We start from the raw sequence: 13,342 nt of genomic DNA, 5'->3' as shown, positions 1-13,342 counted from the left end.
ACGAACCCCTGGAAGCCGGTCAGAGCGAAGACCATGTCATCCAGGATGCACGCAGACCCGGCTGCGCTGGCGCAGGTCCGCTGGAGTCTCGGCAGCAAGCTCTTTCGCGCGCGCCGGTCAGCTCCTCGCCATGGGAGGTGACCGGGCGTGGCTCGCACCAGGGGCTGTCGTCGTCATCCGGACTGGACGCTCCTTTGCGCGCACCGCGAGGACGGAGTTGATTTCATCGATATCGAACGGTGCAGGTCGACCGAAGTCAGCACGAGCACGGTGAATCCAGTTGTCGACCAACTTATTTCGGCCCTCGGAGCTACAATGGTCCAGCAGAACGCTCAGCTCGCTCCGAGCCGAACTACCATCGACAGGGTAGGGGGATCATGAACTCGATGCCGCCGGCGGACTGGTATCCCGACCCCAACGACAACCGGTTCATCAGGTACTGGAACGGCGCGGAGTGGACCGCCGATCGCCGACCTGTCGTTACTGGCGCTGGTGGGCAAACCGAGCAACGAGCAACGCAGGACTTGAGGGTGCCGCTCTTCGGTGCGCGCGCATACGCGAGGCAGCAGTCCCAGGAACTCTCCGATCTGCAGGTCGAAAATCACAGGTTACGTGAACAATTGGAACGAACTGGCGGCCTGGAGATCGCAGCGATGCGGCAGCTGCGCGATCAGCTAGCGGCACAGATCACCACAGAGCAGGCACACCTGGACGAACTCCGCGCAGAGATTGTCAACACCCGAGACGAGCAGATGCTACAGGAAATCGGCATCTACGAATACCACCACCCGCTCTCGAACTCGGTGCATCATCGCGCGGAGCTGGAAGATCTGCAACGACAGATCAAGGCCATGGCTCGCCAGGACGGCCGTGCCATTGTGGCATCAACCCCCTGGATCGTTCGGGACTCGGTCACCGAAGGTCGTCGCATGGTGAAGGAATACTCGAAACTGATGCTGCGTGCCTACAACGCCGAAGCGGACAATCTCGTCCGTGATCTCAAGCCCTACAAGCTGCCCACAGCGTTGAAGCGGCTCGACAAGGCGGCTTCCACCATCGACCGATTGGGCCGCACCATGGATCTGTGCATTGCGCCCGAGTACCACAGACTCCGCCGTCGCGAGCTGGAATTGACAGCGACGCACCTCGAGGAAGTCGCATACCAGAAGCAACTGGAGCATGAAGAGCGAGACCGCCAACGCGAGGAACGCAAAGCACAGCAGGAAATGGCCCGTGAGCGGACCAGAATCGACCGAGAGATGAAGCGGTACCGAGGTGTCCTCGCCGAGTACGAGCTCGCTGGCAAGGAAGACTCATCAGACGCCGAGGAGGTGCGCGACAAACTGAAGGAGCTGGATTTCCGTAGGCAACGGACGGTCTACCAGTCCATGCACACGGCGGCAGGATACCTGTACGTCATCTCCAATATCGGCGCATTCGGCGAGGACCGACCGATGGTCCAAATCGGCTTCACCCGCCGATACCATTGGCAGGACCGTATCCGCGAGCTGAGCAATACCGCCGTACCGTTTCCGTTCGACGTTCATGTCGCACTGCACAGCGACAAGGCAGCCGATATCGAAGCGGAACTACATCGACGACTCGCGGACAGACGTGTCAATCGGGTCAACCAGCGCCGCGAATTCTTTTACGCCACTCCCGCCGAAGTTCGTGCGCACCTCGAAGATTTGACCGATGTCCGGCTTCTCGAATTCACCGAGCTGGCCAAAGCCATAGACTATCGAAAGAGTTGTGCGCTGGAGCGCAATACCACAAGCGAGTGAGTCACGTGTCAGCGCGAAGGCACCCGTGAGACCGGATCACGCAGCCGCTCGTGGGGCCCCTGCGCCTTCTTGTGCCCCGCGCGCTGCCACCAGTCCGCGGCCTCATCCGAACTCCCCCGGTGGCGCAGTCGAATCGCCAGATTATGCATAGCATCGCGTTGGCCCATCTCAGCCGCTTGCCGATACCAGTTCATGGCTTCGTCGAAACGCTGTGTCTTGTCCAGAAAGACAGCGAGGTTGAACACCGCATCACCACTGCCGGCTGCTGCGGCGGCCCGCCACCATCTTTCGGCCTCCCGATCGTGTCGGACCTTGTGCAGCAGTCCTGCCAGGTTTCCCATCGCTTCGGGGTTTCCTCGCTCGGCCGCCTTGCGATACTGCTCATGCGCCTCATGAAGTCTGCGCCGCACATACAGGAGATTGCCGAGGTTGTTCATTGCGCCCGCGTGCCCTTGTTCGGCAGCACAACGCCACAAGTTCTCGGCCTGAACCGAATCGCCTTGGTCTGCGAAAAGCACCCCGCCGCGGAACAGCGACTCAGCTTCGGCACTGGGACGAGGATCAGTAGACGCCAACGAATCGGGCGCCGACACAACAGCACCCACGGCATGCTGTGCCGAATCCTTGGGCACGACTGGCCAATCCGCAGTGGTAGCACTGCCAAGCGCAGCCAGAAACTTGTCACGCTCAGACGGTCTTAGGCCGTCGATGCCCGCCATTGGAGTGAAGGCCAGTGATGAATCCCCTTCCGGCAGTGCATGATTGCTGAGCACACCAATAACGTGCCCGCCGTGCACGATCGCCCCACCGGATGCACCACGCCACTGGGTCGAGAACTTCCTCGTTTCGTCGCCGGTAATTTCCGCCAACCTGGCGGCAGACGCCGGCGGCGGTGTCAGGCATTTGAATGCCAGCTGGGAGGTGCCGGCTGTCGCATCCAGGCCAGGTAATGCGGCGGCCTCACCCGTCGGGACATAGCCGTCGAGCTGAGCACGCCGATTCTTTTTCCAGTCCGGGAAGGCCAATACGCAGCAATCGCGGAGTTGTGACGCGTGGGATGTGCGTATCCGCGCACATGATGCGCGCTCGATGTGGTGGTCGTCATCGATCTTCAGGATCGCCAGATCCACATCCCGGCGGCCGGTCCGCAGATACACCCTTGCCGATACATTTCGACCGTCGATCAGCACGCGGTAGTCCTCGCCTTCCGCACAGTGATCTGCCGTCAGGACGAACTGACCATCGAGGCGAAAGCCCGACGCCGAATGCGCTTGACGACCCTTGTAGTAGCAGATCAGAACTGCTCGATCGACAGCCAGCACGTCGCCGGTGCCCCGCTATCGTGGATCGGTCGAATGCAAGGGCGACCTATCGCGCACCGAGTCGATATACACCTCGGTCACGGGCTCCCCTTTCTCGGTGAACACGACCGGCTCGAGGGTCATCTTCACAGTCTGGGTAGCCACCGACTGCCGCGACGCCTCCGCGCCCGCATCGACCAGCCACCATTTGATTCCGCCGTGCGCCTTACCCGCCGATGTCACTGCGACCTGCAGCGTCAGCTCCACCGCCGTCGGTTTGAACCGCACAGTCTCCGACTGCGCCCCCTCCCAGGCGCGGGCCAGCTCGGCTCGCAACGCATCCACAGCCGCCGACAACGACACGCGCCCGGCCAACTCCTCCCCAGAATTCTCAGACACCTTTTCCCCTCACGCCGAATGCCAGGCTCGGTACGAAATCATAAGGGATACAAGGGACGGAGACCATCGACCGACGATCGCGGAAGACTCACATCAGCGCGTCTACGGACAGTCGGCCGTGCTGGGGCGCATGGGAATCAAGATCGTCGGTAGATCTTCTCGGCCGGGCGTCCGATCAACGACGGATCGATGGCACTGCCATCGGAGCGCATCTCGCTGGGTTCGGCCTGAAACCTGCTGTGCTGCTGTGGATGCGACGCCCGCAAGGCCGGAGTAGGGTTGTCACTCGGGTGTGACGCAGGGCGGGACCGGTAGGCGAGCCTTCGGGGGTGGAGAAGTGAGTGAGTCCAAGCGCCCGTTTCCGATCGACGAACTGTTACGGGCGGTCGAACTCGAGGTCGTGACCGCACGGCGCTCCGAACCTCGCGACGGCGTCAAGGTGTCGCTGTCGGCAGGACGGGTGGTGTCCTCGGCTGCCGAACGGTACGAGTACCTGTTCACCTGTAAGAAATGGCACCGATCGCTGGATACCGCGGCCGTGCTCGTTCGACCGTCGACATCGCGCGGCTCATGGATGCCTGCCGAGGCCGCGCGATTGCCGGACGGCACCGTTCGGCTCGTGACCGCTGAGAGCTTGGGAACGGTGCCGCTGAATGTACAACTGCGGGAGGATGATTCGACCGGGTTCACGAGAGCCATCGAACGCCTCGAGTCGGCGGCCGATGACGACGCGCTGCATCTCGAGACTGCCGGATGGGTCGTCGGCCGCGGCGAACCGAGAAGCGGAATCGATGACAACCCCAGTCGCTGGGTCGCGAATTGGCCAGCGCTGAAATTGAATTCGCGCCAGCGGATCGCAGTGCAACGATCGTTGGCGAGTGAGGTCCTGTTTCTGTGGGGGCCGCCGGGCACCGGTAAGACCGATGTGGTCGGCCATGTCGTCGAAGGGAACTTCCGGCAGGGGCGCACCGTGCTCTTTCTGGCGCCCACGAAAGTAGCAGTGGACCAAGCCCTCGAGCGCATTTGCGACCTGCTGAACAACGAAGCCGGATTCTCGGACGGACTGATTCAGCGTGCCGGCGACATCGAAGTAGGCACACTTCGTGCTCGCTACGGATCGTCGATCGATCCCGAGCAGGTCATCGACAGGGTGACCGTCGAACTCGACGAGGCGATCGCCCAGTCGACCGAGGCGTGGACCCGAGCACAGACACAACTCCGGCTGTACGACGACGCCGGATCACTGTTGGAACGCCTACACAACGCGCGCTCTGCGAAGAAGGATGCCGAACTTGAACGTATCCGAGCCGGTCAAGATTACCGGAAAGCGGATGCCGATGCCCAGAAGTTTCAGGAGAAATTGATCCGTGTAACTCCTCCTAGGGGGATGTTCGCCGATCGGAAGGAAGGGCGAATCGCCGCACTGCGGCGAGATCTGGCCGATGCCGAGGGCCAACGGCAGCGTGCCGCACAGCAGCGGCAGGCGGCGGAGGACGCAATCGCTCAATCCGCGGGTGAGATCGACAAGGCAGAGCATGAACTCGCCGCAGTGACATCAATCCTCGAGAACATCGAACCGCATCCGACACTCGTCGACCGAGCCGAGGGGTTGCGCAAACAGCTCGACGAATTGAATCAGCAGCGCGCCAAGATCCGGCAGGCCGTCCGAGGCCGGTGCCGCATCATGGGGACCACCATCGCCAAGGCCATCCAGTCACGGAGGTTGCTGGACCGCATCGATGTGGTCGTCATCGACGAGGCGGGCATGGTCGACTTGCCATCCGCATGGCTTGCGGCAGCTCTCGCACGCGAACGAGTCGTCATCGCGGGGGATTTCCGACAGCTTCCGGCGGTGACCAAAGCCGACAGCGACCGGAAGGCAAGCGACGACGATCGCGCGCACGCACGAATGTGGAGTTCCCGCGACCCATTTCGCGCCTCCGGCTTGGTGACCGAAAGCGGAACCGTGCGCGACGATCCGCGCTTGGTCGCGCTGGATACTCAGTACCGCATGCGTGAGCCGATCTGCGACCTCGTCAACGCCGTCGCGTATCCCGACGCGCCACTGCGGACCGGGCGAAACAACACCAGCCGCATCCCCGCCAATCCGCTGGTGGAAACACCGATGATACTCATAGACACGTCGCGACAACGGATCCCGAATCGCCAGAACCAATCCAATACCGTGCACGAGGCCGTCATCCACGAACTCATTCGTGGCCTGCAATACGAGGGTGTGCTCCCCGGCCGGAAATGGCAGGAATCGGAGGTCGCGCACGGCTCGCGCCCCACTGATCGGCTCGCGGTGATCACCCCGTACCGCAAACAGGTCAAAGCCCTGCAAAGCAGTGTGAAGTACCGGTTCGGAACCGACTACGACGCATTGGTGGACACGATCCATCGGTTCCAGGGCAGCCAGCGTCCGATCGTCATATTCGACACGGCTGCGGGAGCAGGCAGCGATCCGGGATACTTCTACACCGGCTCCGGTTTGTCCTCCCAGACCTGCCGACTGTTGAATGTGGCGCTCAGCCGGGCGCAGGACCACCTGATCGTGGTGGCCGACGTCGATCATCTACGGCAGCACCTTCCGGCGCACAGCGAAGCCCGTGTGATGATCGAGCACCTCGAAAACCATGCACAGGTGCTGTCCGCCGACCAGCTCGTACCTATCCGCGAGGCGGCTCAATTGTCCGAGCTGTCCGAGGAAGAACTACGACGACCGGCCTTCTTTCCCGCGGACGAAGTCGAAAAGGCGGTGGAATGGGATATCGCACGCGCCGTGACGAGTGTCGAATTGTATTGCCCCTTCCTCGATCCCGTACCGGTGAACAAATGGTCGAAACGACTCGGCGAACGGGCAGGTGCCGGCGTCCGGGTCGTCGTGTACACGCGGAGCGTGGAGGAACAGCGCGATCCCCCGGCTGCCGAACGACACCGCGCGCGGATCGAACAACTGCGCTCGGCTGGATGTGCGGTCGATTTTCGGGAACGTATGCATGAGAAGGTCCTCATCATCGACCGCGAGATCCTCTGGCACGGTTCGTTGAACCTCCTGGCCAACAGCGGTCCCACGGATCTGATGATGCGATTCACCGACCCGGGCGCCTGCGAGCGCGTCGGCACCGTGATCGAGCGCGCCAGAAAAGACCGAGCGGCAAGGAATTTCACCGCCCCATCGAACTCCGATTTCGGACAGCAGACGCTCAGAACACCGGTGACGAGCGGTGGGGCAGGGCCCGATGAAAGGGAAGTCGTGCCGGGGACCGTGGTGAACGGGCGCCTTTACCTCGCTGTCGGCTACGACGAGAAGGACGAGGCTAAAAGGCTGCTGCGTGCGCGGTGGGACCGGACCAACAAATTGTGGTACGTCGACTCCGAACGAGTCACGCGAGAGCAGGCGCGGCGGTGGCTACCACAATCATGACTCCCAACCGTAGATAGGCAGGCTCCGCGGTCGGGTGACGTTGTCCCCCATCCGCACAGCGGTCCCAGGTATCGCGCCTGCGCTTCCCGATGGCACGCGCCCGCCACGCCGGCCACCAACTTCGCCGAACCCAAGCAGATCAACCGATGGGTTCTGGTGGACATCGACGACGGCGAGCGCAGTACTCGGCTGGAGCAGCGTTTGGCGCCCCACTCCCCTGGCCCAGCGGTCGGTACGTCGCTGACATCTCCGAATTCGGCATCAACGGTCATACCGCGAGGACAGACTCACCAGAGCTGCTCTGGAACCAGAACAGTCCAGACCTGTCCCGGCGCGAAGGGGATGACTGCACCAGTGGGGGTTGTATACGTTGTGCCCGCCTCCGGGGAAGGCCGGGACCACACGGCCGGGAACTCTTGGCCGTCGCGAAGTACGCGTGCCTGACCGCTACCGGTCGTCTGCGCCAGGGGGGAGACGCTGCCCGCCACGTCGCTGATGGCCGAGTTCCGCACCGGCACACTCTGCAGCACGACCGTACTCGCCGTGAGCCGTCCGGTATCGGCATCTGTGTATGCATCACCGTCCATGGACACCAGCCACCCGTGGTCGCCGGGTGACCAGTCGAAACCGATCACCGCGCCCGAATATCGCGTTTCCTCATGTTGCGTGGGCCGACCGCCGGCAGGCGCAGGACCAAAGTGCAGTTGCGAAGCTTGCGGCCAGCCGCCGCCTACGGGCAACTGATCGGGGTGGACGAACATGTTGTGCGGCGCTTCGCGACTGTAGTCGCGGAAGTACGCCGCGGGTTGCCGATCGGCCGAGGCGTTCTGGAGCGACGAGCCGTCGATGGCGGGAATCAGCTCGGGTGCGGAACCAGAGGATGCCAACGTCGGGTTGCCGAACTGGGCCAACAGCGTCAGATCCGTTTCCCGCGCGCTTCGGACAGGTCCGACCACAGGGGGTTTGTTGGTCGAGAAGACCGCTGCCAACCGGCTCAAACCACCCTCGACTGGCTCGACGTAAACCATATCGGCGGCTCCGAGGCCCACCGGTGGCCGTGCCTGCGGACTGTTGTCCACCTTCACGACCAACACGGGGGCCCCTACCTGGGAGGGTGCTTCCGAGCCGCCTGCCTGGGGGGATGTGCCCGGGCCTTCTACCCGAGAGGACGTGTCCGAGCCGGGTGCGGCATGCTCGGGCCGGGTGCCGCTGACGCAGCCGATTACAGCGCACATCCCCAATGCCGTCAGGAACGCCGCAATCCACATCCACCATCGTTGTCGCATGAGGCAAACCTCTAGCTACCAACGTACGCCGCGCTCGACCAGGGCAGTAGTGAGGTGCTGAGCGAAGGTAATCTCATGATCATGGTGGAGACCCCCTTTGGCCGAGTCATCACGGCGATGGTGACCCCCATGCACGCCGACGGCTCGATCGACTACGACGGCCTGCAGAACCTCGCCGTATACCTCGCCGACCACGGCCATGACGGATTGCTGGTCAACGGGACCACGGGTGAGTCCGCGACCACCACCGACGGCGAGGACTATGCCTGCGTGCGGGCGGTGGTCGAGGCCGTAGGCGACCGCGTCCAGGTGATGGCCGGCTGCGGCACCAACGACACCGAGCATTCCACTCGCGCGGCGCGCGAGATGGTCGCCTGCGGAGCGGATTCTCTCCTTGTCGTCACGCCGTACTACAACAAGCCGCCGCAGGACTGCATCCTCGAACACTTCCGTCTGGTCGCCGAGGCCGGCGGCGGTGTGCCCGTCATGCTCTACGACATCCCGGGCCGGACCGGGACGGCGCTGAGCACCGACACCATTCGCCGCGCGGCCGACATTCCCGCCGTGCGCGCCGTCAAAGATGCCAAGGGCGATTTCTTCGAGGCCAGCAGGCTCATGTCGCAGACCGACCTGCTCTGGTATTCCGGCGACGACGTCGTCAACCTGCCACACCTCGCTCAAGGCGCGACCGGCATCGTGTCGGTGGTCGGTCACGTCGCGGGCGATCTCTACGCGGAAATGATCGCCGCCGTCGACCGCGGCGACCTGCCTCGGGCACGCGAGATCCACCGGCGCCTCATCCCCGCCGTCGATGCGATCATGCACGTCTCACAAGGCGCCATTCAGGCCAAAGCCGCGATGAAAATGCTCGGTGTCATCTCCTCCGATGCGCTGCGTATGCCATACCGGCAGGGGCCGCCGGAGCATCAGCAACGCCTGCGTGCCGGGCTGGAGGAATCAGGGTTGTTATAGACGGGCACGTGAATATCACTGTGCAGCAGCCCTGATTGGTCGAGTATCGACGCACTCGGCGCCGATCTGGAGGTCGCAGTCGAGCGACTGCGCCGGCATGCCTTGCTGCTCACCGGCCAGCTGACCCCGGACGACGCGGCGGACAAACGTGCCGACCAGCTCGAATCGGCCATTCACAAAGGACGCCTGAAGGAACCGCTGAAACTACTACTCGTCGCCCAGCATTCGCTCTACTTGTGGCAACGCCTGTGGCTGGAGCGCGTTCGGCCCGCCGAGCGCGAATACGTCGAACAAACAGCGGCCAGCGCCCGTGCGACCCTCAACGAACACCTTGAGGCTGACCATCACCTGGGAAGCCGATTGCACGATGTACTCGACCGCCACACGGTGCTGCGCGTAACGGAGGTGCATCGGCAACCCCCTGGTCGCAAGCTGACGAAGAACCCGAGATCTGCTGAGCCACATGGTGGACTCGTTCATCGAAGCCCGCGCACTCCAACTCGGCAGCTGGGGAGGCGCAGACAACGCCACTATCCGCGAAGCTTTGTCACTAGCGCGAGATCGCACGGTTGCCGCTGCCAATTCGGGCCGACGACAACTGTCCGCCGGCGCAACTGCGGTTGCGCGATGGGTCGAACCCAAGGATGACTCGGACACGCCCGAACCAGCTGCAGCGACACCGCCTGCCGAGGTTCCGTATACGTCAATGAATCCGGCCTGTCCACCGACGAGTAGTCAAAAGGGTGGCGTGCTCGTCCCGCGCAAACTCGCTTCCCTCGATCCACCTTCGACAGCAGGCAGTAATGCCGCGCTTCACCGACGCGAGCCGAAACATACTGGGCGGTCAATCTCTGTTTGCCGCAACAGGTTCGACAACATGGCCATCGTGAAACAACCTCGCACCCGCCGACGATATGCGCCAGAGTCGATGTCCGCGTGGGGCAGCACCCACATCACTTTCCGGCCCGTTGGCGCTGTCCACGACCGCACTCACAAGGAGATGTCCACCGTGGTCGCTGCACAGGAAGCGAGTCTGCAGAAGATACTCGAGGGCACCTCGCAGTATCTCGTTCCGCTGTATCAGCGGCCATACCGGTGGGGCCGGACAACTTCAAGGAGCTGTGGCGCGACGTCACACGGCTGGCCGAGGACCGAGGCGATGTCGAGACCCACCGTTTCCTCACATCGCAAGGCGAGGTCGCCCCCCCATTCCGATGTGTGGAGCCCGGCCGGATAGCACCAAAGAAATTCTCCAACAATAAGTCTCGAATTCGTGGCCGGAGGTCGCGCAGACACCGCCAGGCGTTTGTCGGTGTCGCAACTCGAGGAATTGCGGAAGGCTGCTGCGGACGACTTCGACGCGTCCAGATGAACTCGGCCTCACGCTGACAGTTCCCCTCAACGCCGCAGCGCTCGACGGCGTGCTGCGCGCCCAACCGGAGATCACCTGACCCGAACGGAGACCGATGCTCGGCTTCGCCATTGTCGACAGACAGCCCGCCGCTGACGCTACCGCGGTGTGGCTTACCAGCCGCACCGACACCACCATCGTTCGCAACACCAACGCTGTGGTGATTCCACACGACGATCCGGACCATGACTCGAAGGTCCAGTGGTTGATCAGTGAGCGATCGGTGGTCCTGACCGAGGAAACCACACCACTGCCACCCTTCGAAAACGCCGTTCAGGTAGAACTTTTCGAAGTTCTGGTCAAATCGACCACCGCTCATCAGGAACGCATCTGCCGAGCCGTCGATGACTACTCCCGGCGGCAGCGGTCGAAGTTGGTCGTGCCGGTTTTCCAGCCGGTACCCGAACTTGCGGCCGCCGCGCAGGACGAGCCCCGCTTTCGCGCGCTGGCAGTCGCCAACTACATCGGGAACGTCTGGACCGCTTGGCTGTTCACCGAAGAGCAGCGGCTTCGCAGAACGGTCAATCCGAGGACCGGGGAAACACCATGGATCATGCCGGAGGACCTGAACGATCCGGCGATTGCGATCTTCCCGGCAGAGTTCAGTGACCGCGTCCGGCCGGCGGGTCGCGACGAGAGGAGTCGTCGACCATGAGCCACGGCTTCGCCGCACAACCCGGCTGGTACCCAGACCCCTCACGTCATGCGCCGCTGCGTTGGTTCGATGGATTCCGCTGGACCGACGCCGTTTCCAACGCCCCGGGCTGGTATCCCGACCCTTGGCAGAAAGCGCCCCATCGTTGGTTCGACGGGCACCTGTGGACCGACGCACTACAACCGCCGGCACTTCACCACCAGCCGGCTCCCCTGGACACCGGAGCCGGCGCATCCACGAGCATCCGACCGGCGGCCGGCCTTGCGCCGCAACTGGCTTCGCTTCTCGGCACCGCCTCACGTTTCGCGGTGATGGATGTGGAGACGACCGGCCTCCGACACTCCGACCGGGTCGTGGAGATCACCGTGCTCACGCTCGATCATTCGGGCACAGTCACCAATACCTTCGATACCGTCGTCAACCCGATGCGCGATGTCGGCCCCACGTGGATCCACGGTCTCACAGCGGCCGACGTCGCCGGCGCACCCACATTCGGGGAGATCGCGCACGCGGTGGCGGAGCTCCTCGACGGCGCAATCGTCGTCGCCCACAACCGGCCCTTCGACACGCGAATGGTGGGTTTCGAAATGGAGCGGTCAGGCATCGACGTCCAGTGGGGCTCGGGTCTGGACACGTTGGCGGTGACCCGCTCCAAGCTGGCAGTCGCTTGTGTCGAACACGATGTCCAGCACGAGAACCAGCACCGGGCGCTGGGGGACGCGCGCGCCACCGCGGGTCTGCTGCAGGCCATCGCAGGTCGTTTCCCGGAGCCGGGGACCCCCACCGCCGCCACCCGGTATCGAGAGGCACACAGTGCCAGGGTCTGTGCCCGTGACGGTGAATCGATCGCCCAGCCGCTCCCCTTCCTCGCCGACATCAGTCAGGGCCTGCACACCGCTGCGGACGTTGCACCCTACGAGATTCTGTTGGACCAAGCTCTAGCCGATCTGCAGCTCACCGCGGAGGAGCGGACAGAACTTCAACGACTCGCATCGGACCTGGGGCTCGACGACGCCGCGGCACACGCTGCGCACACCCACTTCCTCAACGCCGCAATAGAAGCGGCACTCGAAGACTCCGTCGTCACCGATGACGAAATCGACCGACTTCTGAGAGTCGCGGCACTACTGGACCTTCCGGCCGAGGTGGTCACCGCGCGAACGCACCAGCACCGCGCAGAGTCCGTCGTCGTGGATCTAGGCGCGGGAACCGTTGTGTGCTTCACCGGCGATGACGGGCGTCCACGTGAGGAACTGGAGGAACTCGCGCGGGAATACGGTCTGACACCCGCGCCGTCCATGACCAAGGCGGTCGACGTGCTGGTCGCCGCGGATCCGGCGACGATGTCCGGCAAAGCGAAGACGGCGCACAAGCACGGGAAGCCGATTGTCTCCGCAGAAGACTTCGGTGCCGCATTGCGCTCGGGCCGACCAGCGAACGGGACACGGTTGCGCATGGCAGGCCTCGCATGCGTCTGCGACAAGTGCGCGTCGACGTGGACCGCGAGCAGGCGGAGCAAACTCTGCCGTTCGTGCCTCGGCACATCACGTGCGAGAAGCATGGCCAGGGACCTCGTGGGATGAATTGCGGCGTCCCGCTCACCGAAGTCCGGTTGCGGCGTTGTCGGAACCCGCACGTCCGAAACCTCGCACGGACGATCCGCCAAGCTCCGGTCTCCGTCCCGCGTCCGCCGGCGATGTGAGGTCGCCCCCCACAAACTTCCGATGGACGGTCGGCGACGACGTCGTTTAGCATCCCCATGTGAGTGATAATGGGGGGAACGTTCCAGCGCCTGGTCAGCCGTTTTCAGTCGTCCCAGAACAGGTCCGCGACGTCGGGATCTACATCCGTGGCTTGGCCGAAACACTTTCCGGCGCTCTGGATTCCGCTGCCAAGGACGTCGCGGAGTTGCTCAACGGCGGCTGGACAGGCGACTACGCCGACGAGTTCTCAGAAGGTTGGACCGAGGTCCACGACGGTGGTCGCCAGATCTTCGCCGCTTTGGCGACAATGGCGGAGAAGCTGGGCGTTACTGCCGAGACGTTCCAGTCGGTGGATGCGGATAGCGCTGCGGCACTGGGCATCCCGACATTGAACTGGTCATAGC

General features: G+C 63.5%; 10 protein-coding genes. 6 read left to right on the top strand and 4 right to left on the bottom strand.

Annotation, left to right across the window (positions count from 1 at the left end):
- The first annotated feature begins 377 nt into the window (after positions 1-377).
- Positions 378-1,784 (top strand): SNIPE associated domain-containing protein, encoded by a 1,407-nt coding sequence (locus tag ON23_RS32050; RefSeq protein WP_094028389.1) that lies wholly within the window; start codon positions 378-380, stop codon positions 1,782-1,784.
- An 8-nt stretch (positions 1,785-1,792) separates the two neighbouring features.
- Here the strand turns inward: ON23_RS32050 and ON23_RS37280 are convergent, their stop codons facing one another.
- Positions 1,793-3,106: a tetratricopeptide repeat protein gene (locus ON23_RS37280; RefSeq protein ID WP_083904373.1), complete on the bottom strand. Its 1,314-nt coding sequence runs from the start codon at positions 3,104-3,106 to the stop codon at positions 1,793-1,795.
- 15 nt (positions 3,107-3,121) lie between these two features.
- Positions 3,122-3,484, bottom strand: a complete 363-nt coding sequence (locus tag ON23_RS32040; RefSeq protein ID WP_157170352.1) for a trypco2 family protein — start codon at positions 3,482-3,484, stop codon at positions 3,122-3,124.
- A 400-nt stretch (positions 3,485-3,884) separates the two neighbouring features.
- Between ON23_RS32040 and ON23_RS37275 the strand changes: the two genes are divergently transcribed.
- Entirely contained in the window at positions 3,885-6,911 is a 3,027-nt protein-coding gene (locus ON23_RS37275) for an AAA domain-containing protein (RefSeq protein WP_167331915.1), read from the top strand.
- A 287-nt stretch (positions 6,912-7,198) separates the two neighbouring features.
- Here the strand turns inward: ON23_RS37275 and ON23_RS32025 are convergent, their stop codons facing one another.
- The gene (locus ON23_RS32025) at positions 7,199-8,146 is read right to left on the bottom strand and encodes a DUF3048 domain-containing protein (RefSeq protein ID WP_174376537.1); all 948 of its coding nucleotides are present in this window, start codon (positions 8,144-8,146) and stop codon (positions 7,199-7,201) included.
- Positions 8,147-8,278: 132 nt separating this feature from the next.
- On the opposite strand from ON23_RS32025, the gene dapA reads away from it, so the two are divergent.
- Positions 8,279-9,169, top strand: a complete 891-nt coding sequence (gene dapA, locus ON23_RS32020) for a 4-hydroxy-tetrahydrodipicolinate synthase (RefSeq protein WP_039782984.1) — start codon at positions 8,279-8,281, stop codon at positions 9,167-9,169.
- A 207-nt stretch (positions 9,170-9,376) separates the two neighbouring features.
- On the opposite strand, the gene ON23_RS32015 is transcribed toward dapA, so the two are convergent.
- Positions 9,377-9,649 carry a hypothetical protein gene (locus ON23_RS32015; protein WP_039782964.1) on the bottom strand — a complete coding sequence of 91 codons (273 nt, stop codon included), beginning with the start codon at positions 9,647-9,649 and terminating at the stop codon, positions 9,377-9,379.
- A 986-nt stretch (positions 9,650-10,635) separates the two neighbouring features.
- Here ON23_RS32015 and ON23_RS32010 point away from each other — a divergent pair.
- The 3 genes from ON23_RS32010 to ON23_RS32000 all read left to right on the top strand — a co-directional run bounded on the left by ON23_RS32010 (position 10,636) and on the right by ON23_RS32000 (position 13,341).
- A complete protein-coding gene (locus ON23_RS32010; protein WP_094028391.1) occupies positions 10,636-11,235 on the top strand; it encodes a hypothetical protein in 600 nt (199 codons plus the stop codon).
- The gene (locus ON23_RS32005; RefSeq protein ID WP_039782962.1) at positions 11,232-12,818 is read left to right on the top strand and encodes an exonuclease domain-containing protein; all 1,587 of its coding nucleotides are present in this window, start codon (positions 11,232-11,234) and stop codon (positions 12,816-12,818) included. Before ON23_RS32010 ends, ON23_RS32005 begins: the two co-directional genes overlap by 4 nt.
- Positions 12,819-12,996: 178 nt before the next feature.
- Entirely contained in the window at positions 12,997-13,341 is a 345-nt protein-coding gene (locus ON23_RS32000) for a WXG100 family type VII secretion target (protein WP_039782961.1), read from the top strand.
- Position 13,342: the final 1 nt, after the last annotated feature.

Source organism: Nocardia cerradoensis NBRC 101014 (assembly GCF_000308535.1).
GTDB classification, from domain to species: Bacteria; Actinomycetota; Actinomycetes; order Mycobacteriales; family Mycobacteriaceae; genus Nocardia; species Nocardia cerradoensis.
This window is presented reverse-complemented; position numbering and strand designations above follow the sequence as displayed.